Raw genomic sequence first — 23,499 nt, forward strand, 5'->3', positions numbered from 1 at the left:
GGTGTGGGGCGGCTACCCCGCGGGGGAGTCGTTCCTGAAGGCTCTGGCGGGGGGCAAGGGGCCGCGGGCGGTGTGGACGGCGCTCCCGGGGCCCGACTGGACGGCGGCCATAGCGCGCGCCGTGGCCGTGACCCTGCGGGGCGGACGCGGCGCACTGGTCATCGTGGCGGACGGCCGCGACGTGGCGCGCGTGGACGCCGCGCTGAGGGCGGAGCTGGGGGAGGGCCTCCATGTCGCGCTGACGGCCGAGGCGGGCCCGGCGGAGCGCTACCGGAGATGGCTGGCGGTCCTGCGCGGAACCGCGCGGGCAGTGGTCGGTACGCGCGCCGCGATGTTCGCGCCCGTCGCCGACCTCGGGCTGGTGGTGCTGTGGGACGACGGCGACGACGTCCACGCGGAGCCGCACGCCCCCTACCCGCACCCCCGCGACGTGCTGGCCCTGCGCGCCCACAGGACGGGCGCCGCGGCGCTGGTCGGCGGGTTCACCAGGACGACCGACGCCACTCAGCTCGTCGAGTCCGGCTGGGCGCACACGCTCGCCGCGGACCGGGCCCGCGTCCGGACGGCGATGCCCCGCGTCCGCTACGTGGGGGAGGACGCGCAACTCGCCCGCGACGCCGCCGCCCGTACCGCGCGCCTGCCGAACGTCGCGTTCGAGGCGGCCCGGCGGGCGCTGGAGGACGGGCCCGTCCTCGTGCAGGTTCCCCGGCGCGGATACGTCCCCGGCATCGCGTGCGGCCGCTGCCGTACACCGGCGCGGTGCGTGGCGTGCGAGGGGCCCCTGTCGCTTCCGTCGTCCCACGCCGCCCCGTACTGCCGCTGGTGCGGACGCATCGCCGGGGACTGGCACTGCCCGGAATGCGGCTTCTTCCAGCTCCGTGCCGTGGTGGTCGGCGCCAAGCGCACCGCGGAGGAACTGGGCAGGGCCTTCCCCGGCGTGCCGGTGCGGACCTCCGGGCGGGACGCGGTCCTCGAACGGACCGGCCCCGAACGGGCTCTGGTGGTGTCCACACCGGGGGCCGAGCCCCCCGCGGAGGGCGGCTACAGGGCCGCCCTCCTGCTGGACGGCTGGGTGCTGCTCGGACGGCCGGATCTGCGTGCCGGGGAGGAGACGTTGCGGCGCTGGATGAACGCCGCGGCGCTGGTCCGTCCGCAAGGGCCCGTCGTGGTCGCCGCCGAGGGGTCCCTCCCCGCCGTCCAGGCCCTCGTCCGATGGGACCCGGTCACGTATGCGGAGCGGGAGCTCGCCGAGCGCAGGGAGGTGGGTTTTCCGCCCGCCGCGCGCATGGCCTCCCTCACCGCGCCCCCCGCCGCCATCCGGGAGCTTCTGGCCGATGCCCGGTTGCCCGACGGGGCGGAGGTGCTCGGGCCTGTCCCCGTCCCGCCGGCACCCGGCCCCCAGGCGGCGGCCGACGCTCCGGAGAGGGAGCGTGCCCTGGTCCGCGTGCCGAGGGCGGCGGGACAGGCTCTGGCGCGCGCGCTGAAGGAAGCCCAAGGGGTGCGCAGCGCGCGCAAAGCGGCGGAGACCGTACGCGTGCAGATCGACCCCCTGGAGCTGATCTGACCAATAGGGTTCTCGGGTGGCCGACAACTGGGTAGAGACCACCGTGGGCGACCTGCGGCGGTGGACGGACGAACGCGGCGAGACGCTGGACGAGCCGGGAGCGCGCATACTCCTCGAACTGGCGCGGGAGGAGATGGGCCTGACCGGCCCTGACGAGCTGACCCCGGAGGGTCTTCGCGAACTCCTGCTGCGCGTGTTCCCCGAGTCCGTGGTCGCCGGGCGCGAGGACGTCCCCACGGTCCTGGAGGTCCTCGGACGGATCGCCGTGTACCTGGGCGACACGGGCGCCGTCACCGAGAGCGACGCCGCCGCGCTGAAGGCCGAGATCGACCGGATCGGCCCCGAGTTCACGGACACGGTCGCCGAGGTCGACACCGAGGAGCGGCACGCGGCCGCGGAGGTCATCGGAGGGCTGATGCAGGCCGACGGGGTCTCCGTGGACGACCAGGACGCGGTGGAGGCGTGGATCCGCGACTTCGAGGCGCTTCCCGAGGAGGAGCGCTACGCCCGTACCGAGGGATACCTCCGGCAGGTCGAGGAACTGGTCGTCCCGCCCGTGCGGATCGCCCCCGAGGCGGAACTGGCCGGCGGAGTGCGCCGCTCCCTGCTGACCGAGAACGTGCTCGCCCTGGCCGAATGGACGGGCGAGCGCGACCTCACCGAGCACGACACGCTCACCGAGGCCGACGCGGAGAGCGCGGGCACCGCCCTGGGCCTGGAGGTCCCGCGGCGCCACGGCCAGATGGAGGACGCGGGCGAGCTGGAACGCCTCTGGTGGGCCGCCGTGGAGGCGGAGGTCATCACCGCCGAGAACGGCAAGGCCGCCCCCGGCCCCGCCCTGGACGGGCTCCGGTCGAGTGATGACGCGTCACTGCTCGGTGCGTGGCTGCCGTTGTTCGACGCCTTGGTCGTGCCCGGCCACGACTACGCGGACGGCCTGGACGCGGTCGAACTCGTCCAGAACGAGATGACCGGAGTCCTCATCCACCTGTACGAGCAGGAGGGGCCGACGGAGCCCGAGGCCCTCCTCGGCGCGCTGCTCGACCACGTGGAGGAGTCCTACGACCTCACCGACGCCGACACCATGCCCGAGCTCGTGTCGGACGCGTTCTACCTGGAACTGAAGGCCCTTGAGGCGTGGGGCGTGACCGAGACGTCCGGCAAGGGGCGGGCGCTCACTCCGCTGGGCGTGTGGGCCGTCCGGGAACTGCTGCTCGCGGACGGGTTCGTCGCGCCGGTCATCGGCGATCTGGCGGGAGCCAGGGCGTCCGAGCTCGTCGCGGGCCTCACCTGGTACCGGCCGGAGGCCGCCGACGAGGAGATCGGCGGCTGGCTGGCGAGGCACGACCCCAAGGACGCCGCCGCCGACCTCCTGGACGTCATGCGCACCGGCGGCCCCGGCGCCCGCAACCTCGCCGCGGCGGTCCTGCGCCGCATCGGCCCCGAGGCGGCCGCCGTCGTCCGCGCAGCGCGGGAGCATCCGCTGGTCTCGCCCTACGCCGCGCTCTGGCTCAACGCCGCGGGAGACCCGTCCGGGCACGAGCTGGCCAGGGAAGAGTACCTGTGGGTGTTCGTCGACACCGTCGCCGGGATGATGGAGACCGCCGAACCCAAGGATGCCGTCGAGGCGGCTCTCATCGACGCGCCGCCGGGAGCGGAGCTGGAGCTGATGGTCGACGACATGTGGCGCACCGACCACCCCGATGTGGCGGACGTCCTGGAGGCTTTGGGCGCCCACCACCCCGACAAGGCGACCGCCAAGGCCGCCCGGACGGCCGCCTACAAGGCGCGCTCTTCGCCTGAGGGAACACGTCGCAGCGTGTGAATGTTCACGGAACGTCTCCCTAGACTGGGCAGAGACCCCTGTGTGCTGAAACACGGACCCCCAGGCAACTCGTACGAACCTTGCAGGAAACGGAGTCCCCGTTGGCCGTCAAGCCCATCCGCCTTTTCGGTGATCCCGTGCTGCGTACTCCCGCGGAGCCGGTGAAGGACTTCGACAAGGAACTGCGCCAGCTCGTCAAGGACCTCACCGACACGATGATCGACGCCCCCGGCGCGGGCCTCGCCGCACCTCAGCTCGGCGTGGGTCTGCGGGTGTTCACCTACTACGTCGACGACCGCCTGGGCCACGTGGTCAACCCGACCCTGGACCTGTCGGACGAGCAGGAGACCGACGACGAGGGCTGCCTGTCACTTCCCGGGCTGGCGTTCCCCACGGCACGCTCCGTCCGGGCCGTGGCGAAGGGCTTCAACATGCACGGGGAGCCGATCACGCTGGAGGGGACCCATTTGCTGGCCCGCTGCGTCCAGCATGAGACCGACCACCTCGACGGGATCATCTTCATCGACCGGATGGACCCCGAGCAGCGCAAGGCGGCGATGAAGGCGATCCGGGAGGCCGAGTGGTTCGGCGACCCGGCGCCCGTCGTCAAGGAGTCGCCGCACCGCACCTTCGGGAAGGCGATCTAGGTGCGCCTCGTGTTCGCGGGGACGCCCGAGACCGCGCTCCCGGCCCTGAAAGCGCTTCTGCGGTCCTCGCACGAGGTCGCTGCGGTCGTGACCCGGCCGGACGGGCGTTCGGGCCGTGGGCGGCGGCTGAGCGCCAGCCCGGTGGCCTCACTGGCCGCCGAGGCCGGTGTCGAGGTGCTGAAGCCCGCCAAGGCCCGTGATCCGGAGTTCCTGGACCGGCTCCGCGAGATCGCGCCGGACTGCTGCCCGGTCGTCGCCTACGGCGCGCTGCTGCCCCGCGAGGCGCTCGACATCCCCGGGCACGGCTGGGTGAACCTGCACTTCTCGCTGCTGCCCGCCTGGCGCGGCGCCGCCCCGGTCCAGCGCGCGATCCTGCACGGCGACAACGTCACCGGCGCGGCCACGTTCCAGATCGAAGAGGGCCTGGACACCGGCCCGGTCTACGGCGTCCTCACCGAGCCGATCCGTCCGGCCGACACCACCGGTGATCTCCTGGGGCGGCTCGCCGCCGCCGGAGCGAGCCTCCTGCTGGACACGATGAACGGCATCGAAGAGGGCGTCCTGGAACCGCGGCCCCAGCCCACGGAGGGCGTGTCCCACGCGGCCAAGCTGACGCCCGAGGACGGCCACGTCGACTGGAACACCCCGGCCCTGCACATCGACCGCCTCGTCCGCGCGTGCACGCCCGCCCCCGGGGCGTGGACGCATTTCCGCGACACGCGGGTCAAACTGGGGCCGGTCCGCCCGGCACCCGACGCCGAGAAGCTGGCCCCCGGCGAGCTGCGCGCGGGCAAGAACGAGGTACTGGCGGGGACGGCCACACACCCCGTCGTCCTCGGCGACGTCCAGCCACAGGGGAAGCGCCCGATGGCCGCCGCCGACTGGATCCGCGGTGTCGACCTCGCCGCCGGCGACGGTTTCGCCCGCGGCGCCGACTCCACCGACGGCGCCGACTCCACCAGCAGGGACGCCCCGAACTGATGCCTCCCGCCCGTAACCGCCGACACGCCCAGAACCGCAGGCCGGGCGGCCCCCGCAAGACGGGCCGTCCCCAGGATCTCGTCCGCCGCACCGCGTTCGACGTGATCCGCGCGGTCGAGACACGTGACGCCTACGCCAACCTGCTGCTTCCCGCCCGCCTGCGGGACCGGGACCTCACCGGCCGCGACGCGGCCCTGGCCACCGAGCTGACCTACGGCACGCTGCGCGGCCGCGGCACCTACGACGCGGTGCTCGCGCTGTGCAGCGACCGTGAGCTGCGCCGGATCGACGGGCCGCTCCTGGACGTCCTGCGCCTCGGCGCGCACCAGATCCTCGCGACCCGCATCCCGCCGCACGCCGCGGTGGGGACCGCGGTCGAGCTGGCGCGTTCGGTCGCCGGCCCGGGCCAGGCCAAGTTCGCCAACGCCGTGCTCCGCAAGGTCACCACCCGGGACATGGACGGCTGGCTGGAGATCGTGGCACCCGCCGACGCCGACGCGACCACCCGCCTCTCGGTCGCGCACAGCCACCCCAAGTGGATCGTGTCCGCCATGCGGGACGCCGTCGGCAAGGGCGAGATCGAAGAACTCCTCGCGGCGGACAACGTCCGCCCCCGTGTCACGCTGGTCGCGCGCCCCGGACGAGCGACCGTCCAGGAGCTCTATGACGCGGGCGCAGAGCCCGCGCCGTACTCGCCCTACGCGGCTGTGCTCGCCGAAGGAGACCCGGCGAACATCGCCGCCGTCCGTGATGGGCGCGCCGCCGTCCAGGACGAGGCCAGCCAGATCGTCGCTCTGGCTCTCGCCGAAGCGCCCCTGGAGGGCTCCGACGCTCACTGGGCGGACACGTGCGCGGGCCCCGGAGGCAAGGCCGGCCTCCTGTCGGCCTTGGCCAACGAACGCGGAGCGCGGCTCCTTGCGGCGGACATCGCGCCCCATCGCGCCGGGCTCGTCCGGCGCGCGGTCGATGACCGCGCCGGAGTCGTCGCCGCCGACGGCATGGCGCCCGCCTGGCGTCCCGCGTCCTTCGACCGCGTGATGGTGGACGCGCCCTGCACCGGCCTGGGCGCGCTCCGCCGCCGCCCGGAGGCCCGCTGGCGCCGCGGGCCCGCGTCGGTCGCCGAACTCGGTCCCCTTCAGCGCGGGCTGCTCGGCTCGGCCCTGGACTCCGTCCGTCCGGGCGGCGTGGTCGCCTACGTCACCTGCTCACCCCACCTGGCCGAAACCCGCGTGGTGGTCGACGACGTGCTGCGCGGACGCGACGACGTCGAGCGGCTCGACGCGCCGCCTCTCCTGGCGTCACTCGCGCATGACATCACCGGCTTGGGGAACGGCCCCTACGCGCAGTTCTGGCCGCATCGCCACGGAACGGACGCGATGTTCCTGGCCCTACTGCGCCGCACCTAGCCTCTGGGGGTTCCGTGCTGACCGGCTTCTGGGACGTCGTGTCCTTCCTAGGCAGCTCGGCCTTCTACGTTCCCGTGATCCTGGTCGTGTTCTGGTGTGTGGCCCCGCGCCAGGCAGCGCGTGCCGCGGTCATCCTCCTTTTCGGTGCGTTCGTCAACACGTTCCTGAAGCTCCTCTTCCACGACCCCCGCCCTTACTGGACGGATCCCACGATCGAAGGGGAGCAGCCCCACTCGTCGTTCGGGATGCCGTCCGGCCATGCCCAGAACGCCCCGGTGGCCTGGGGCTTCTGGGCCGCGCAGACACGGCGGCGGTCCCTGTGGGCGGCGGCGGCCGTCATCGTCGCCTTGATCGGGGTCTCCCGCGTCTTCCTGGGCGTCCACTCGATCGGCCAGGTCCTGGCCGGCTGGGGCATCGGCCTGACGTTTCTGGTCGTCGCCCTGTACGCCGAACCCTTCATCGTCTCCTGGTGGACGCGCCACCACCTGGCCGTCCAGATGACGCTCGCCTTGGTGGTGTCTCTGGTGCTGCTGGGGGCCGCGTGGGTCGCGCTTCAGCCCATCGAGGACTGGCGCTGGCCGAGTGCCTGGGCCAGGGCCATCCGGGCGTCCGGAGGCGAGACCGACTCGGTCGACCTGATCGAGTCGTCCATGGCCGCCGGGGGCTTCTTCGGGGTCCTGGCGGGCCTGTCCCTGCTGGCGGCCCGCGGCTGGTTCGACCCCGGCGGCACGCCCTGGCGGCGCCTGGCGCGCGTCCCCGTGGCCTTGGCCGGCGCGGCGGTCGTCTACCTGCCCGTCCTCCTGCTCGACGGGACCGGCCTGCTTCAAGCGTTCATCGTCCAGGCGGTGCTGGGTTTCTGGGTCACGGCCGGTGCACCGGAGTCCTTCGTCCGCCTGCGCCTGGCGGCCCGTCCCACCCGCGCGGTCACCCGGCCGGGTGACGAGCGGTCGGAACTGCGCCAATAGACTCGCGAGATCATGGCTCCTCAGATCGCACCCAGCATCCTGTCCGCGGACTTCGCCCGCCTGGCCGACGACGTGGCCCGCATCGCCGGCGCCGCCGACTGGGTCCACGTCGACGTCATGGACAACCACTTCGTCCCGAACCTCACCCTGGGACTGCCGGTGGTCCAAGCACTGATCGAGCACAGCGCCCTGCCCCTCGACTGCCACCTGATGATCGAGGATCCGGACCGCTGGGCCCCCGAGTACGCCGAGGCCGGCGCGAAGAGCGTCACGATCCACGCGGAGGCGGCGAAGGCCCCCATCCGCACTCTGCGCACGATCCGCGCCGCCGGCGCGCGCGCGGGGCTGGGCGTCAACCCGGCCACGCCCGTCGACGGCTTCGAAGACCTCCTCGGCGAGATCGACATGCTTCTCCTCATGACCGTCGAGCCCGGCTTCGGCGGCCAGAAGTTCCTGGACGTCGTCCTGCCGAAGGTCCGCCGGGCCCGCGAGCTCATCAAGGGCCGCGACCTCCCCGTCTGGCTCCAGGTCGACGGCGGGGTCAGCGCGGAGACCATCGAGCGCTGCGCCGAGGCGGGCGCCGACGTGTTCGTCGCGGGCAGCGCCGTCTACGGGGCCGACGACCCCGCCGAGGCCGTCCGCGGGCTCCGCGGCCAGGCCGAGGAGGCGACGGCGAAGGCGGGCTGGTGATCCTGCCCTGCGCCGCGGTCCTGTTCGACGTGGACGGCACCCTCGTCGACTCGACCCCGCTCGTCGAACGGGCGGCCCGCGAATGGGCCGCCGAATACGGCGTCGACGCGGACGAATTCCTGTTCGACGCCCACGGCCGCCGGACGGCCGACCGCGTGGCCGACTTCCTCCCACCCGGCCAGGCAGCCGAAGCCACCGCACGCCTGGACGCCTTGGAGGCCACCCGCAGCGACGGCATAACCGCCCTCCCCGGCGCCGTCGACCTCCTCACCAACATGAACGGCCTGCCCTACGCCTTCGTCACCTCCATGGACAGGACGCAGTTGCAGACCCGGACCGAAGTGGCGGCCATCCCGGTCCCTGCCACGGTGGTGACCGCAGAAGACGTCCCAGACGGCAAGCCCGACCCGTCCGGCTACCTTCTGGCGGCGGGCCGCCTGGGCGTGGACCCGGCCGCCTGCATCGTCATAGAGGACGCCCCCGCGGGCGTGGCCGCGGGCCGTGCGTCCGGCGCCACCGTTCTCGCGGTCCACACGAGCCATCCGCCTGGAGCCCTGACCGGCGCCCACCACGCCGTCGAGGACCTGACGCGCATCACGGCCACCCCGACCGGCCTCCGCCTCGCCAGGGCCTGAGTCGGCCCAGGGGAGTGGGTTACCCGAAGAGGGGGCCCACGAGGGTGAGGCCGGGGTGGCCGTCGGAGGCGTAGAGGACGAAGAGGGCCAGGGCGGCGCCGGCGAGGGAGAGGTCCTTCAGGAACTGGAGCTGCTCCTGCTGGCGGGCCTCCGGGGACTCGTGCTTCCAGAAGTCGTGGAAGACGAACGCGGTGATCAGCAGGAACGGGACCAGGGCGAGGGCCGCGAGGTCGGGCCAGATGCCGAGGATGAGCAGGACCGAGGCGAGGATGATCCAGATGCCCGAGACCTGGACGGCGAGCCTCGGCCGCGGGAGCTTCTTGGCGCCCGCGTAGCCGGCCATGGCCTCGGTGGCGGTGAGGTGGCCGATGCCGGCGCCGATGAAGATCGCCGTGAAGACGACGCGGGCGAGGAGAGCGACGACGTCCATGACTGCCTCCTGGGGGAATAGGTGTCATGCGTCACTTGCGTCCCTTCACCTACCCACATCGAAGATCGTTGAACGTTGAAATAAGCGGGCGATATGTCCGGGGTCGGGAGGCTTCGTGGCGATGGTCACACCGGCCGGGAATGCATCGCGTGGCACACTGGTTGGCAAGCAGAAACGCGTGCTCCGGGGTCGGTGAAATTCCGAACCGGCGGTGACAGTCCGCGACCCGGCCGAAGCCATCGGCCGGTTGACCCGGTGGAACTCCGGGACCGACGGTGAAAGTCCGGATGGGAGGCGGCGCGCGGCACGCCCCTGGTCAGGGGCGTGCGCCGATGTATGGACGTCCCCCGGAGCCCTGATCTAGGAGGCCCGGGATGTTCACCGGCATCGTCGAAGAACTCGGCGAGATCGTGGGGATCGAGCCCCAGGGGGACTCGGTCGCGCTCACGATCCGCGGGGCGCTGGTCACCCAGGACGCCGTGCACGGCGCGTCGATCGCCGTCAACGGCGTCTGTCTCACGGTGGTGGACGTCAAGGACGAGTCCTTCACCGCCGACGTCATCAAGGAGACCCTCGACAAGTCCGGCCTCGGCGCGCTGGAGCCCGGCTCCAAGGTGAACCTGGAACGTCCCGTCCGGCTGTCCGACCGGCTCGGCGGGCACCTGGTCCAGGGCCATGTGGACGGCGTCGGCGAGATCCTCTCCCGCGAGCCGGGGGAGCGGTGGGACGTCGTCACGGTGTCCCTGCCCCCGGAGCTGAGCCGCTATCTGGTGGACAAGGGCTCGATCACCGTGGACGGCATCAGCCTCACGGTCGTGGAGGCAGGCGCCGACCGTTTCAGCATCGCCCTCATCCCGACGACGCTCGCGCTCACCACGCTCGGCCACAAGAAACCGGGCGACCCCGTGAACCTCGAAGTGGACGTCGTCGCCAAGTACGTCGAGCGCATGCTCGGTGACCGCTCATGAAGAGCTCCGGCGTGAGGGACGGGTCCAGCAGGCGGCCCTGGCAGGCCCAGGCCGTCAACACCCCCAGGCAGAAGGCGGTGACCGCGTGATGAGCGGCAACGACAGCGACACGGGAATCTTCGACTCCATCGAATCGGCGGTCGCCGACATCGCGGCGGGACGCGCCGTCCTGGTCGTCGACGACGAGGACCGCGAGAACGAGGGCGACATCATCTTCGCGGCGGGGAAGGCGACGCCCGAGCTGCTGACGTTCACGATCCGCCACACCAGCGGCGTCATCTGCGTGCCGATGGAGGGCGCCGACCTCGACCGGCTGCAGATCCCCCTGATGACCGCGCAGAACACCGAGCGCATGCGCACCGCGTACACGGTCAGCGTGGACGCGCGGCTCGGGGTCAGCACCGGGATCTCCGCCGCCGACCGCGCCAGGACGATCCGGACCCTGTGCGACTCGGCGTCGGAACCGCGCGACCTCGTCCGGCCCGGCCACATCTTCCCGCTGCGGTACCACGAGGGCGGTGTGCTGCGCCGGCGGGGCCACACCGAGGCCGCCGTCGACCTCGCCAGGATGGCCGGTCTCAGCCCGGCGGGCGTCCTCGCCGAAGTGGTGAACGAGGACGGCACCATGGCCCGGCTCCCCGAACTCCAGGTCTTCGCCAAGGAGCACGGGCTCAAGCTCATCTCCATCGAGCAGCTCGCCGAGTACCGCAGGCGCACCGAGGCGATGGTCACCCGCGTCGTCGAGACCCGCCTGCCCAACCGGTACGGCACGTGGCGCGCGGTCGGGTTCTCCAGCGCGATCGACGGCGGCGAGCACGTCGCGATGGTGCTCGGCGACATCGGCGACGGCGAGGACGTTCTCGTCCGGGCCCACTCGGAGTGCCTCACCGGCGACGTCCTGCACTCCGAACGCTGCGACTGCGGGACCCAGTTGGACGCCGCCATGGAACGCATCGCCGAAGTGGGACGCGGCATCGTCCTCTACCTGCGCGGGCACGAGGGACGCGGCATCGGCCTCCTCGCCAAGCTGCAGGCGTACGCGCTCCAAGACAACGGATCCGACACCGTCGACGCCAACCTGGAGCTCGGGCTCCCGGCCGACGCGCGCGAGTACTCCAACGCGGCGCATATGCTGCGTGACCTCGGCGTACGCTCGGTGAGGGTGCTCACCAACAACCCGGACAAGCTCAAGGGCCTGGACGGATTCGGACTGGACGTGCGGGGCCGCGAGTCGATGCCCGTCGTCGTCACCGAGCACAACCGGCGCTACCTGACGGTCAAGCGCGACCGTCTCGGACACCAGATCGAGGGAATCTCATGAGCGGCGCAGGACGCCCCGAGGACGTCACCGTCGACGCTGCCGGCGTCACGCTCGGCATCGTCTGCACCCGCTGGCACGGGCGGATCACCGACCGGCTCCTGGAGCGCGCCCTCGCGGCGGCCAAGGCGTGCGGCGTCGACCAGCCCGTCGTCGCCCGCGTCGCCGGCGCGCTGGAGCTGCCCGTGGTCGCGCAGCAGCTCGCCCGCGACCACGACGCCGTCGTCTGCCTCGGTGCGGTCGTCCGCGGCGCGACGGCCCACTTCGACTACGTGTGCGACTCGGTCACCGCGGGTGTGACCCGGGTCGCGCTCGACGAGGCGACTCCGGTGGGCAACGGGGTCCTCACATGTGACACCATTGAGCAGGCACTGGAACGCAGCGGGCTGCCCGACAGCTCCGAGGACAAGGGATGGGAGGCGACTGTGGCCGCACTCGACACGGCACTGACCCTGCGAGGTCTGCGGCATCACGGTCACGCCGGGCACGGCCTGGAGCATTCGGGCTCCTGAACCGCCCCGGTACCGCACTCCCATCTCTTCGAAAGGCATTTCCGTGCTGTCACTCGTCCTGCCCAAGGGGTCGCTGGAGAAGGCGACCATGCAGCTGTTCGACGCCGCCGACCTGACCGTCCGGCGCTCGTCGGACCGCGACTACCGCGCCTCCATCGACGATCCCCGCATCGACCGGGTCCGCGTCCTGCGCCCGCAGGAGATCCCGACCTACATCGAGCAGGGCCTGTTCGACCTCGGCATCACCGGGCGCGACTGGATCACCGAGACCGGCTCCGACGTCGCGAGCCTCGGCGAGCTGCAGTACTCCAAGGCGACGTCCGACCCCGTCCGCGTGATCATGGCGGTGCCGGACGGCGCGCCCTGGCAGAAGGTGTCCGACCTGCCGGAGGGCGTCCGGGTCTCCACCGAGTTCCCGGCGATGACCCGCCGGTTCCTCGAGAAGCACGGCGTGAAGGCCACGGTCGTCCCGTCCTACGGCGCGACGGAGGCGAAGGTCCCCGACATCGTGGACGTGATCGTCGACCTCACCGAGACCGGCTCGTCCCTGCGCAAGAACGGCCTGCGCATCCTCGACACGCTCCTGACCAGCTACACCGAACTGGTCGCCAACCGCGATTCCTACGAGGACGCGGAGAAGCGCGCGGCGATGGAGGACATCTCCCTCCTTCTCCAGGGCGCGATCCGCGCACGCGGCAACGTCCTGCTGAAGCTGAACGTCGCCCAGGCCGACCTGCAGAACGTCCTGGACATCATGCCGTCGATGTCCTCGCCCACGGTCACCTCCCTCGCGGGCGGTGAGTCCAACGCCGTGGAGTCGGTGGTCGCCAAGCGCGGCGTCAACACGCTGATCCCGGCGCTGAAGGCCGCCGGCGCCCACGACATCCTCGAAATCCCCATCGCGAAGATCGTTGACTGACGTTCCGGCACTGCCGACCGTGTGGCGCCCCCGCACCACCCGGATCGTCGCCTACATCACGGCGGGCGTGATCGTGCTCGGCCTGATCGTGCTCGCCGTGGTGGTGGCGCCCCAGTTCAAGCTCTTCGACCGGATCCTCATGGTCGCGTTCGGGGGCGCCATCGCGTGGATCCTGCACATGCTCGCCCGCTGCCGCGTCGTCGCCGACGAGGCGGGCCTCACCCTCGTCAACGCGTTCCGCACCCGGCGCCTCGAATGGCCCGAGGTCGTGGACGTCACCATGTCGGTCGGCGAACCCTGGCCCACCCTCGACCTGGCCGACGGCACCTCGGTCGGCGCGATGGGCATCAACGGCACCGAGAAGGCCCTCGCCGCCCGCCAGCTCGCCGAACTGAAGGCCCTCCTCCACACCCGAGGCGAAGCCCCCGACCTCACCTGACCTTTCGTCCCTGGTCGAGGCATTGGTTCTGGACTGTTTGTCCAGATCGAGAGGCGCTCATGTGCGACAGTGGCTTCATGAGCGCTCAGAGTGTCGAGGCAATTGCAGAAAGTGGCCATATCGGCTCAAGCTCACCGTGCCGTTCGACATCGAGATCGACCTGACGGCCGTCGGTGAGCGCGCATAGCCTCCGCTGGGCGCGACTCCGAGGACGTGTGTGTCTACAGGCTCGTGAACAGGGTGACGGCGCCGGCGGTGATGAGGGCGGCGGCCCAGAGGCGGTCGAGGTCGAACCAGGCGCGGCGCAGGACGGCGAGGCCGACGACCTCGTAGACGACCACGGCGATGGCGCCCGCGACGGCGAACATCGACAGCGTGTGGACGGCGGTCACGAACACGCCCGTCGACAGGGCGCTTCCCGAGGCCGACGCCAGCCCGTGGTCATGGCCCGCCACGGCCGTCCCCGACGAGGTCAGGACCGGCAGCAGCATGAGCCCCGCGCCGTGGACGGACGACATCAGGAACGACCAGCCGGCGAGCTGCCACAGCGAGATCCGCATGCCGACCCAGCGGAAGTGGCGCTGGGACAGCAGCCGCCACAGCCCGAAGGCGACGAGCACGGCACCGCCCCCGATCGCGACCGCCCTGGTCGCGACGACGGACTGCGTGAACGCGATGACGATCGCGACGACGCCGATGGAGGCGGCGTGGCCCCCGGCGATCGCCGGGAGCGACTGCAGCACCAGCGACCTGCTGCGCTCCTGGAGGCCGCGGGCCACGGCGAACAGCCAGCCCATCGCGGGATTGACGCCGTGGAACGCGCCGAGCGCCACGAGAGCGGCGAGCGACCCCTCTTTCACGGGTGACAGGAGGAGTCCGAGGAGGCGTAGAAGGTCGGGTCCGGCTTCCACAGTGCCATGGCGGTCCTCCCGTGGCTGGTTCAGCGGATCAGAAAGCGGGCGGTGCGGTTCGGACGCTCGCCGTTGCACACGCAGTCAGCGTCCAGCCCGCGCGAGAGGATGTCTACGGCCCTGCGGGTTACACCTGCACGCTCCAGGACGGTGCACAGTAGTACCCCGGCCCCCGCTGAAACGTGAAGGAGCAGCGTCCGCCGCCCGACGGCCTGGCCGCCACGTCCGGGCGTCCATGGGGGGCGGTCGCGGACGGGGAAGGGGCCGGGCTGGGAAAACGCAAGGCCTCCGGCCATGTGAGTTGCGCCGCGGGCTGAGTAGCCTGAGAGCCGTGGGGAGACGGCGCCGATGACCGCGGACCAGGTGACGATGGACCAGGCCGGATCGCCCGCGGAGCTCGCGGGCCTGCTCGACAGGCACGCCTACCTGTGCGACGAGGGGCTCGCGACGGCGTGCTTCCTCGCGCTGCGCATGGGACGTCCGCTGTTCCTGGAGGGCGAGGCCGGCGTCGGCAAGACCGAGCTGGCCAAAACGCTCGCGCGGGGGCTCGGCGCACCGCTGATCCGGCTGCAGTGCTACGAGGGGCTCGACGCGTCCCAGGCCCTGTACGACTGGGACTTCCCGCGCCAGCTCCTGCACCTGCGCGCGGCCGAGGCCGCGGGCGTCAGCGACGTGGCGCGGCTGGAGGGCGAGCTGTACGACCGGCGGTTCCTGCTGGCCAGGCCCCTGCTCCAGGCCCTGGAGACCTCGCCGAGCGTCCTGCTGGTGGACGAGCTCGACCGCGCCGACGACGAGTTCGAGGCGTTCCTCCTCGAAGTGCTCAGCGACTTCACGATCACCGTCCCGGAGCTGGGCACGATCCGGGCCGGGCGGCCGCCGGTCGTCGTGGTCACCTCCAACCGGACCCGCGAGGTCCACGACGCGCTGAAGCGGCGCTGCCTGTACCACTGGCTGGAGCACCCGTCGTTCGACCGCGAGGTCGCGATCATCAGGAGGCGGCTGCCCGGCGCGGCGGAACGGCTCGCGGGGCAGGTCGCCCGCGCCGCGGAGCGGATGCGCGAGACAGACCTGCTGAAGCCGCCCGGCGTCGCCGAGACCCTCGACTGGACCGAGGCGCTCGTGGCCCTCGGCGTCCGCGAGCTCGACCCGGGGACGGCGGCGGTGACGCTCGGCGCCGTCCTGAAGTACCGCGAGGACCAGCAGCGCGTGCTCGGCGGCCTAGAGGCCCTGCTCAACGGGGGGTGAGCCGGGCGTGCAGCGGGACGTCACCGAGACGATGGTCGGCTTCGCCAGGACGGTGCGCGCGGCGGGCGGCGACGCCGACCCCGAGCGGGTGCAGGCGATGCTGGCGGCCCTCGACCACCTCGACGTCCTCGACCCGTCCGACGTCTACTGGGCGGGGCGCCTGACGCTCTGCGCCGATCCCGACGACCTCGCCCGCTACGACCGCTGCTTCGCCGCGTACTTCTCGGGCGCGGCCGTCCGCCCGGGGCGCCGCCCGCCGCCGCCCGTGGTCGTCCGCCGGATCACCGTGCCCGATCCGGGCGCGGACGCGGGGGAGGAGCGCGCGGGGGAGCTGAAGGCCGCCACCGCCAGCGCGGTCGAGGTGCTGCGCGACCGCGACGTGGCGCGGCTCAGCGCCGCCGAGCGCGCCGAGGTCGCCCGCCTGATCGCGGTGCTGGACGCGGGAGCCGAGCGGCGCAGGTCCCGGCGGTACGCGCCCGCCCCGACGGGGCGGCTCGACCCCGCCCGGACCGTCCGGGAGACCCTGCGGCGCGGCGGCGAGACGTCCCTGCTGCGGCACCGCGCGCACCGCACCCGGCCCCGCCGCGTCGTGCTGATCGTGGACGTCAGCGGGTCCATGAGCCCGTACGCCGACGCCCTGCTGCGGTTCGCGCACGCCGCCGCCCGCTCCGGCGGACGGGACGTCGAGGTGTTCAGCGCCGGGACGCGGCTGACCCGCCTCACCCGGGAACTGCGGCACCGCGACCCGGACTCCGCGATGACGGCGGCGTCGGCGGCCATCCCGGACTGGAGCGGCGGCACCCGCCTCGGCGAGGAGCTGAAGGAGTTCCTCGACCGGTTCGGGCGGCGCGGCCTCGCCCGCGGCTCGATCGTGGTGATCGCGTCGGACGGCTGGGAGCGCGGCGACGCGGAGCTGCTCGGCGAGCAGATGGCCCGGCTGCACCGGCTCGCGCACCGGGTCGTGTGGGCGAACCCGCACAAGGCGCGGCCCGGATACGAGCCGCTGACCGCGGGCATGGCCGCGGCGCTCCCGCACATCGACGACTTCACCTCGGGGCACAGCCTCGCGGCGCTGGAGGAGCTGGCCCGCCTGGTGGCGGGCGGCGGGCGGCGTCCGGGCGGACCCGGTCACTCCGGGAAGGGGAGCGCACATGCGTGACGTCCTCGGCGACATCGCCGGCTGGTACGCGTCGGGGGAGACGTTCGGGCTCGCGACCGTCGTGAACACCTTCCGCAGCGCGCCGCGCCCGCCGGGCGCGGCGATGGCCGTGTCGCCGGGCGGGGAGGTGGCCGGGAGCGTGTCCGGTGGCTGCGTCGAGGGCGCCGTCTACGACCTGGCGCAGTCGGTGCTGGAGAGCGGCGAGCCGGTCGTCCAGCGGTACGGGGTCAGCGACGACGACGCGTTCGCCGTCGGCCTGACCTGCGGCGGGATCCTGGACGTGCTGGTCGAGCCCGTCGGGCCGGAGACGTTCCCGGAGTTCGCCGAGGTCGCCGCGTCGATCGAGCGGCACGAGCCCGTCGCCGTCGCCACCGTCGTGGCCGGCCCGGGGCGGCTCGGCGCCCGCCGCGTCATCTGGCCGGACCGCGCCTCGGGATCGCTCGCGCCGGGCGCCCCCCACGCCGCCCGCCTCGACGCCGCGGTGGACGACGACGCGCGCGGCATGCTCGCCCAGGGGCTCACCGGGCAGCGCCACTACGGCGCCGAGGGCGAGCGGCGGCTGGACGACCTGGCCGTCTTCGTGCACGCCTTCGCCCCGCCGCCCCGCCTGCTGGTGTTCGGCGCCATCGACTTCGCCGCCGCCGTGGCCCGGGTCGGCAAGTTCCTCGGCTACCACGTGACGGTGTGCGACGCGCGTCCCGTGTTCGCGACGCCCAAGCGCTTCCCGGAGGCCGACGAGGTCGTCGTGAAGTGGCCCCACAAGTTCCTGGAGGAGACGGGCGCCGCCATCGACGAGCGGACGGCGGTCTGCGTCCTGACCCACGACCCCAAGTTCGACGTCCCGCTGCTGGAGGTCGCGCTGCGCACGGACGCCGGCTACGTCGGCGCGATGGGCTCGCGCCGCACCCACGACGACCGCCTCGCCCGGCTCCGCGAGGCCGGGATGACCGAGGCCGAACTCGGGCGGCTGCGCTCGCCGATCGGCCTCGACCTCGGCGCCCGCACCCCGGAGGAGACGGCGGTCTCGATCGCCGCCGAGCTCGTCCAGCTCCGCTGGGGCGGCTCCGGGCGACCGCTCACCGACACCACCGGCAGAATCCACGCCGACGCGCCCTGACGGCACTACCCTCGCGGGATGACGGTGCGGTTTTCCGAGCGGCACGGCGCGGAGCCTCCGGCGGGCCTGCTGCTCGCGGCGGGCGAGGGGAGCAGGCTGGGCCGCCCCAAGGCGACGCTCGAACTCGGCGGCGAACGCCTCGTCGACCGGGGCGTGCGGATGCTGCGCGACGCGGGCTGCTCCCCGGTCCTCGTGGTGGCCGGGGCCGAGCCGGTCGAGGTCATCGGCGCCGTCGTCGTCCCCAACGCGCGCTGGCGCGACGGCATGGGCTCGTCGCTGCGCGCCGGCCTGGCGGCGCTGCCGCCCGCCTGCCCCGCGGTGGTCGTCGCGCTCGTCGACCAGCCCCTGGTCACCCCGGCGGCGGTGGAACGGCTGATCCGCGCCTACGAGGAGGGCGCCGAGATCGCCGTCGCGACGTACGGGGGAGCGCCGCGCAACCCCGTCCTCCTGCGTGCCGCGCACCTGGCCGGCGCCGCCGAGGCGGCGGCGGGCGACACAGGTGCGCGCGGCTTCCTGCGCGCCCACCCCGGCCTGGTGACCGGCGTCCCGTGCGACGACGTGGCCGCCCCCGACGACATCGACACCCCGGAGGACCTGGCCGCCCTGGACCGGCGCGCGAAGCGGCCGCAGAACTAGGGGACGGGCAGGACGCTCTCGTCCAGCGCGCCGCAGTCGACGGCGCGGCGGAGGCGTGACGTGAGGGCCTTGATGGTGGCGGGCTCGTCCATGACGCCCGCGTTGCCCGCCGTCTGCTCGTGCCACGCCCGGACCCGCCCGATGACGTCGTCGACGCCCTCCAGGTGGAAGGCGTACACGGCCGCGTACCGGCTCGGCAGGTGCGCCGGGTGCAGGTCCCAGCCCTGGTAGAAGCCGTGCCGCAGCGAGTGCCGGACGTGCGCGGCGTGCGTCGCCCACGTCGCGTTGACCTCGTCGGGCCCGTCGTTGCGGGGAATGGCGTTGGTGGAGCCGTCCGACAGCCGCACGCCGGTTCCGGCGAACGAGACCTGCATGACGTGCCGGGCGAAGTCGCAGGCGGGGTGGTCGAGGCGCTGCTCGTGCGGGGGCAGCCCGAGCGCGGCGGTGTAGTCGAACACGCCGAAGTGGGCGGCGGTGAGGCGGCCGCCGGCGGCGCCGGCGACGGCGCGCAGGCCGGTCCGGCCCTCGCCGTCCAGGATCGACCCGGCCGTCTCGACCTGCACCTCGAACCGCAGGATGCCGGACGGCAGGCCGAGCGCGGTCTCCAGCCGGTCCAGGTACTCGACGAAGAGCGAGACGTGCTCGGCCGTGACCACCTTGGGGAAGGTGATCGTGAACCCTCCCGGCAGCCGCCCGAGCCGGTCGCGCAGCGCGGTGAGGAACCCGTCCAGCGTGCGCATCGAGCGTTCGTGCCCGCCGTCGGCGAACGACTTGACCCGCACGCCCCAGTAGTGGGGGAGGCCCTTGACCTGGTACGCGGCGGCGACGGCCTCGACGACCTGATCGACGTGCGCGTCCTCCTCGGCGTCGGGGCGCACGCCGTAGCCGTCCTCGAAGTCGATCCGCACGTCCTCGACCGGCTCGGAGGCCAGCTTCGCCGCGACCCGCTCGCGGATGACCCCGGCGAGTTCGGGATCGAGCCCGAACGCCGCGCCGAACGACCCGGCGCCCGGCGTGTGCGTGTTCAGCAGCCGCAGGGCCTCGGCGCCGAAGTCGGCCGGCGTCGACCGGGAGAAGCGGTCGGCCGGCACGTACACCGTGTGCACCGGCTGCCGGCCGTCGGCGCCGCCGGGGAAGCGCTCGCCGTGCTCGTCGCGGACGGCGGCGATGCGCGCGGACAGGTCGTCGAACGAGGAGACGCTGAGATTCACCCCGCCATGATCCCCCAACCCCCGCCGGGAGGAAAACCCGTTCGGCCCACCCGTGGCCCACGAACCGGCAGTTCCGGGGGACGCGGGCGCCGCCACCGCGTCAGGAGACCGCCTGGATCCCGTAGGTGCCGGTGTACTCGGCGCCCGGCTCCAGGTGGACCAGGCCCTCGCCGGTCGCGAAGGCGTTGGGCGGGCAGGTCATGGGCTCGACGCCGAGCCCCGCGCGCGGGGACGGGGCGTTGTCGGCGGTGTAGATCATCATCCAGGGGTGCGCGTCGTCCGCCCAGAGCCGGACCGTCCGGGCGGAACCCGAAAGGACCACCCAGACGCGGCCGTCGCCCTCGCGGTTCAGATCGGTGAACGCGGTGTCGATCACCCGGTCGCTGAGGATCGGACCCGTGCGCAGGTCGTACTTGGTGCCGGTGACGTCGAGGGACGGCCCGGACGGGATCATCCGCTCGTCCACGGGCATGTAGCGGTCGGCGCCGAGGGTGACCTCGCAGGCGTCGATGGGCTCCCCGGTCGTGAGGTAGGGGTGCGAGCCGTGCCCGTACGGCGCGGTCGCGGTCCCGGCGTTGCGGGCGGTGATGCGGACGTGCAGGCCGTCCGCCGCGTCCAGGGAGTACTCGGCCTCCAGGTCGAGGCGGAACGGGTAGCCGGCGGTCGCGAGGAGGCGGTGGGTCAGCCGCACCCGGTCCGGTTCGTGCCGGGCGGCCCTCCACGGCGCCCAGCGGGCCAGCCCGTGGATCGCGCAGTCCCGCTCCGGCTCGGAGATGTCGAGCCGGTGCGAGGCGCCGCCGTAGTCGTAGCGGCCGCGGTCGACGCGGTTCGGCCACGGGATCAGCAGGTGCCCGAACGCCGCCGGCGCGGGCTCGTCGGCGCCGTGCGACAGCACCAGCGGCCGCCCCTCGTGGGTCAGCTCCCGCAGGCTCGCGCCCGACTCGGTGATGACCGCCTGGTACGGCCCGGCGCTGAGGGCGTACTGCTCCCCGGTGATCGACTCGCTCATGCCGGGGACGTTACCCGCTGCCGCGACCACTACGCGATCTCCGCGAGGGCGCGCAGGGCCCCGGCGAACACCTCCGGCGGCGGCTCGACCAGGCCCGCGCCGACCTGGCCGGTGCCGGCCTCGCGGCCCGCGATGCCGGTGTCGATGACCGGCAGGATCCCGGTGCGGACGACGCGGGTGACGTCGATCCCGGCCGGGGTGCCCCGGAACGACAGCAGCGGGATCTGCAGCGCCGGGTGCTCGGTCATGGTGATCTCGTACATCCGCTGGGTGGCGGCCACGGCATCCGGCACCTCGCCGCCGACGAACCGGACGATCGCGGGCGCGGCGGCGAGCGCGAACCCGCCCATCCCGGCCGTCTCGGTGATCGCCGAGTCGCCGATGTCGGGGTTGGCGTCGTCCGGGCCGTAGTCGCCCAGGTAGAGGCCGTCCGGGACCCCGGCGGGGGCGGTGAACCAGCGGTCGCCCGTCCCCGACACCTGGATGCCGAAGTCGGTTCCGTTGCGGGCCATCGCCACGACGAGGCTGGAGCCGGGGACGTCGCGCGCCGCGTCCGCGCACGCCTTCGCCGCGGCCATCCCCGCGTTCAGGAAGAAGTGGTCGTTGCCCGCCGCGAACCGCAGCGCCTCGGCGGCCCGGCCGCGCGGCACGTCCTCGGCGGCGGCCAGGTCGGGCGCCAGCTCGCGCAGCAGCAGCGACGTCGCCGCCCGGTTCCGGTTGTGCAGCTCGTCGCCCATCTGCAGCGCCTGCGCGATGAGCGCGGTCAGGTCGAGCGGCCCGTGCCGGCGGAGCGCCGCCTGGAGCGCGGGGCCGAGAACCTCGCCCATCCACGTCAGCCGCTCGACGACCTCCGGCCCGTACGCCCCGTACCGCAGAACCTTCCCGAGCCCCTCGTTGAGGGAGCAGTACGCGGTGCCGCCGTGCTCGGCGTCCTCCACGACCCACATCCACATGGACGGGCTGACGACCCCCGCCATCGGCCCGACCGTCGCGTGGTGGTGGCACGGTTCCAGCGCCGCCGCCCCCCGCTCCAGCTCGCGCTCCGCGCCGGGCGGCGTCTCGGCCAGGCCCTCCAGGAGCATCGCGCCGATGAGGGCGCCGCGCATCGGGCCGGACGCGCGCCCCCACTCCAGCGGCGGGCCCGCGTGCAGGAACGTTCCCGCGTCCAGGCCGAGGACCTCGCGAGCCGGGCGGACGTCCACGAGGTGGGGACGTGCCGTCACCATGCGCCGCACCGCGCGGGCGTTGGCGTCCGCGTGGCCGGGGCCGCCGAGCACCGCGGCGAGGGCCTGCTCGGTCCCGGCGGGCGGCGGGCGCCAGTCGACCTCCTCCACCGGGACGGCCTGCTCGGTGAGCGCCCCGGCGAGGACCTCCACCCCGGCGGCGACGACCCTGGGCTCCCGGGTGAGCAGCCCGCCCAGCCGGTACCGCTCGTCGTTCATCCGGCCGTCCCTTCCACCATCGGCGCGGTCCCTTCCACCAGCGACAGGGCATGGCGGGTCGCCTCGGCGTTGGACGCGAACACGTCCGCGCCCGCCTCGCGCAGCGCCGCGGCCTGCCGGTCGCGGTCCTGCGGGTCCGCGGGCGTCCCGCACAGCGACACGACGACGGCCAGGCCGGGACGGTCCTTCACCGCGCCGGCGACGGCCGGGGCGAGCGACGCCGCCGGATCGGGCTCGGCGCCGTAGCCGAGCACCACGTCCAGGAGCAGGACGCCGCTGCCCGGGTCGGACGCCTCGTCCCGCAGCGCCTCCAGCCGCAGCGCCGGGTCGATCATCGGGTGGGCGCGGCCCCGGGTGTAGGCGTCGTCGCCGAAGTCGGTGAACCGGTGACCCGGCGCCTCCGCGCCCCGCGCCACCGCGTCCCACCCCAGTGCCTCCCGCGCGATCATCTCGGCCTCGTCGCGCAGCGTCCCGCCGGCGAACAGGCCGCGCAGCGCCTTGCCGGGCGCCGGTGCCGGACGCCTGGCCGCCGGCCACCGCGGCCATTCCGGGACGTTTCGGCCGAGCGCCTTCAGCGCCTTCTCCGCCGCGCCCGTGATGTCGCCCTCCCCGGCCGTCGCCAGCGCGAAGACGACGGGCGTGTCGAGCCGCCGTGCCGCCTCCCGGATCAGGTCCGCGACCTGGGGCGCCGGCGGCTTGGACACCAGCACGATCAGCTCGGTGGCCGGGTCGGCGTCCAGCGCCGCCAGCGCGGACAGCGCCGACCGGCCGCTCACCTCCGGCGACAGGTCCCGGCCGCCGACGCCCAGCACATGGCTGACGCCGGTACCGGCGGCGTCCAGCAGGCACATCAGCTGCTGCGCGCCCGTCCCGGAGGCCGCCACGACGCCGACCGGCCCCGGGCGCACCGCGTTCGCGAACCCGAGGCCCGCGCCGCCGACGACCGCCGTCCCGCAGTCGGGCCCCATCACGATCAGCCCGCGCCGCGCCGCCGCCTCCTTGAGCGCGATCTCCTGCGCGAGCGGCACGTTGTCACTGAAGATCATCACGTTGAGCCCGGCGTCGAGGGCGTCCATCGCCTCCGGGAAGACGTGCGGGCCCGGCACCGACAGCAGCGCGACGGTCGCCTCGGCGCGCGCCGCCGCCGACCCCGTCGTCCGCGCCGGCGCGGGCGCCCCCAGCAGCCCGGTGCCCGGGGGAGTCCGGGACGCGTCGCGCAGCAGCCCGTCCAGCGCCTCGCGCGCCTCGCCGAGGTCGCCGCCGTCCACCCGGACCGCCACGACCAGGTCGTCGGGCCCAGCGTCCGCCGGAACGTCGAAGCCCATCCGCCCGAGCATCTCGCGGTTGAGCCCGGTGCCCATCGCCACCATCGCCGCGGCCACCCCGGGCCGCTCCGACAGCGACCGGCTCACTCGCATGAGCGTGACCGAATCGTGGTAGCCCCCCCGCCGGACCTCGACCCAGTCCCTC

The 23,499-nt window shown here is 73.6% G+C and carries 23 protein-coding genes and 1 riboswitch; of the genes, 17 read left to right on the plus strand and 6 right to left on the minus strand.

Going from position 1 to position 23,499, the window contains the following annotated elements; translation table 11 throughout:
• From E1281_RS19110 to E1281_RS19145, 8 genes are all read left to right on the plus strand, one after another.
• Positions 1–1,564 (plus strand): primosomal protein N' (locus tag E1281_RS19110; RefSeq protein ID WP_131880063.1); only part of this gene is annotated, 1,564 nt, incomplete at its 5' end.
• Between the two features lie 16 nt (positions 1,565–1,580).
• The gene (locus E1281_RS19115; protein WP_131880065.1) at positions 1,581–3,389 is read left to right on the plus strand and encodes a hypothetical protein; all 1,809 of its coding nucleotides are present in this window, start codon (positions 1,581–1,583) and stop codon (positions 3,387–3,389) included.
• 101 nt (positions 3,390–3,490) lie between these two features.
• Positions 3,491–4,036, plus strand: coding sequence for a peptide deformylase (gene def, locus E1281_RS19120; protein WP_207943363.1), 546 nt, complete (start codon positions 3,491–3,493; stop codon positions 4,034–4,036).
• Positions 4,037–5,017 (plus strand): methionyl-tRNA formyltransferase, encoded by a 981-nt coding sequence (fmt, locus tag E1281_RS19125; RefSeq protein WP_131880069.1) that lies wholly within the window; start codon positions 4,037–4,039, stop codon positions 5,015–5,017.
• Entirely contained in the window at positions 5,017–6,423 is a 1,407-nt protein-coding gene (locus tag E1281_RS19130) for a transcription antitermination factor NusB (RefSeq protein WP_131880071.1), read from the plus strand. The genes fmt and E1281_RS19130 overlap by 1 nt, the downstream gene beginning before the upstream one ends.
• Positions 6,424–6,437: 14 nt before the next feature.
• The gene (locus E1281_RS19135; RefSeq protein WP_165959001.1) at positions 6,438–7,388 is read left to right on the plus strand and encodes a phosphatase PAP2 family protein; all 951 of its coding nucleotides are present in this window, start codon (positions 6,438–6,440) and stop codon (positions 7,386–7,388) included.
• A 12-nt stretch (positions 7,389–7,400) separates the two neighbouring features.
• Positions 7,401–8,078 (plus strand): ribulose-phosphate 3-epimerase, encoded by a 678-nt coding sequence (gene rpe, locus E1281_RS19140; protein WP_131880075.1) that lies wholly within the window; start codon positions 7,401–7,403, stop codon positions 8,076–8,078.
• Positions 8,075–8,713, plus strand: coding sequence for an HAD-IA family hydrolase (locus E1281_RS19145; RefSeq protein ID WP_131880077.1), 639 nt, complete (start codon positions 8,075–8,077; stop codon positions 8,711–8,713). Before rpe ends, E1281_RS19145 begins: the two co-directional genes overlap by 4 nt.
• 19 nt (positions 8,714–8,732) lie before the next feature.
• Here E1281_RS19145 and E1281_RS19150 read toward each other — a convergent pair whose 3' ends face one another.
• Positions 8,733–9,143: a DoxX family protein gene (locus E1281_RS19150; RefSeq protein WP_131880079.1), complete on the minus strand. Its 411-nt coding sequence runs from the start codon at positions 9,141–9,143 to the stop codon at positions 8,733–8,735.
• Positions 9,144–9,317: 174 nt separating this feature from the next.
• Positions 9,318–9,446, plus strand: a riboswitch (FMN riboswitch).
• A gap of 71 nt (positions 9,447–9,517) precedes the next feature.
• Between E1281_RS19150 and E1281_RS19155 the strand changes: the two genes are divergently transcribed.
• The 5 genes from E1281_RS19155 to E1281_RS19175 all read left to right on the plus strand — a co-directional run bounded on the left by E1281_RS19155 (position 9,518) and on the right by E1281_RS19175 (position 13,299).
• Complete coding sequence (locus E1281_RS19155; protein WP_131880081.1) at positions 9,518–10,111, plus strand: riboflavin synthase; 594 nt, start codon at positions 9,518–9,520, stop codon at positions 10,109–10,111.
• Positions 10,112–10,199: 88 nt separating this feature from the next.
• Entirely contained in the window at positions 10,200–11,432 is a 1,233-nt protein-coding gene (locus E1281_RS19160) for a bifunctional 3,4-dihydroxy-2-butanone-4-phosphate synthase/GTP cyclohydrolase II (RefSeq protein WP_131880083.1), read from the plus strand.
• Positions 11,429–11,941 (plus strand): 6,7-dimethyl-8-ribityllumazine synthase, encoded by a 513-nt coding sequence (gene ribH, locus E1281_RS19165; protein ID WP_131880085.1) that lies wholly within the window; start codon positions 11,429–11,431, stop codon positions 11,939–11,941. Before E1281_RS19160 ends, ribH begins: the two co-directional genes overlap by 4 nt.
• Positions 11,942–11,984: 43 nt before the next feature.
• Positions 11,985–12,860, plus strand: coding sequence for an ATP phosphoribosyltransferase (hisG, locus tag E1281_RS19170; RefSeq protein ID WP_131880087.1), 876 nt, complete (start codon positions 11,985–11,987; stop codon positions 12,858–12,860).
• Positions 12,853–13,299, plus strand: coding sequence for a PH domain-containing protein (locus E1281_RS19175; RefSeq protein WP_243717113.1), 447 nt, complete (start codon positions 12,853–12,855; stop codon positions 13,297–13,299). Before hisG ends, E1281_RS19175 begins: the two co-directional genes overlap by 8 nt.
• Before the next feature lie 221 nt (positions 13,300–13,520).
• Here the strand turns inward: E1281_RS19175 and E1281_RS19180 are convergent, their stop codons facing one another.
• Positions 13,521–14,159 (minus strand): hypothetical protein, encoded by a 639-nt coding sequence (locus tag E1281_RS19180; RefSeq protein WP_131880089.1) that lies wholly within the window; start codon positions 14,157–14,159, stop codon positions 13,521–13,523.
• Between the two features lie 399 nt (positions 14,160–14,558).
• Here E1281_RS19180 and E1281_RS19185 point away from each other — a divergent pair, with 399 nt between their 5' ends.
• The 4 genes from E1281_RS19185 to E1281_RS19200 are packed head-to-tail and all read left to right on the plus strand — an operon-like array spanning position 14,559 to position 18,367.
• Positions 14,559–15,455: a MoxR family ATPase gene (locus E1281_RS19185; RefSeq protein WP_131880091.1), complete on the plus strand. Its 897-nt coding sequence runs from the start codon at positions 14,559–14,561 to the stop codon at positions 15,453–15,455.
• 7 nt (positions 15,456–15,462) lie between these two features.
• Positions 15,463–16,614 (plus strand): VWA domain-containing protein, encoded by a 1,152-nt coding sequence (locus E1281_RS19190; protein ID WP_347813294.1) that lies wholly within the window; start codon positions 15,463–15,465, stop codon positions 16,612–16,614.
• Positions 16,607–17,731, plus strand: coding sequence for an XdhC family protein (locus E1281_RS19195; protein ID WP_131880093.1), 1,125 nt, complete (start codon positions 16,607–16,609; stop codon positions 17,729–17,731). The genes E1281_RS19190 and E1281_RS19195 overlap by 8 nt, the downstream gene beginning before the upstream one ends.
• A gap of 18 nt (positions 17,732–17,749) precedes the next feature.
• Positions 17,750–18,367, plus strand: coding sequence for a nucleotidyltransferase family protein (locus tag E1281_RS19200; protein WP_131880095.1), 618 nt, complete (start codon positions 17,750–17,752; stop codon positions 18,365–18,367).
• On the opposite strand, the gene E1281_RS19205 is transcribed toward E1281_RS19200, so the two are convergent.
• From E1281_RS19205 to E1281_RS19220, 4 genes are all read right to left on the minus strand, one after another.
• A complete protein-coding gene (locus tag E1281_RS19205) occupies positions 18,364–19,578 on the minus strand; it encodes an aldolase (RefSeq protein WP_131880097.1) in 1,215 nt (404 codons plus the stop codon). The genes E1281_RS19200 and E1281_RS19205 overlap by 4 nt on opposite strands.
• A 100-nt stretch (positions 19,579–19,678) precedes the next feature.
• Complete coding sequence (locus E1281_RS19210; RefSeq protein WP_131880099.1) at positions 19,679–20,587, minus strand: aldose 1-epimerase family protein; 909 nt, start codon at positions 20,585–20,587, stop codon at positions 19,679–19,681.
• 29 nt (positions 20,588–20,616) lie between these two features.
• Complete coding sequence (locus tag E1281_RS19215; protein WP_131880101.1) at positions 20,617–22,029, minus strand: DUF1116 domain-containing protein; 1,413 nt, start codon at positions 22,027–22,029, stop codon at positions 20,617–20,619.
• The coding region (locus E1281_RS19220) for an FdrA family protein (RefSeq protein WP_131880103.1) at positions 22,026–23,499 on the minus strand (1,474 nt) is incomplete at its 5' end. The genes E1281_RS19220 and E1281_RS19215, both read right to left, overlap by 4 nt.

The organism is Actinomadura sp. KC345 (assembly GCF_004348515.1).
Taxonomy (GTDB): Bacteria; Actinomycetota; Actinomycetes; order Streptosporangiales; family Streptosporangiaceae; genus Spirillospora.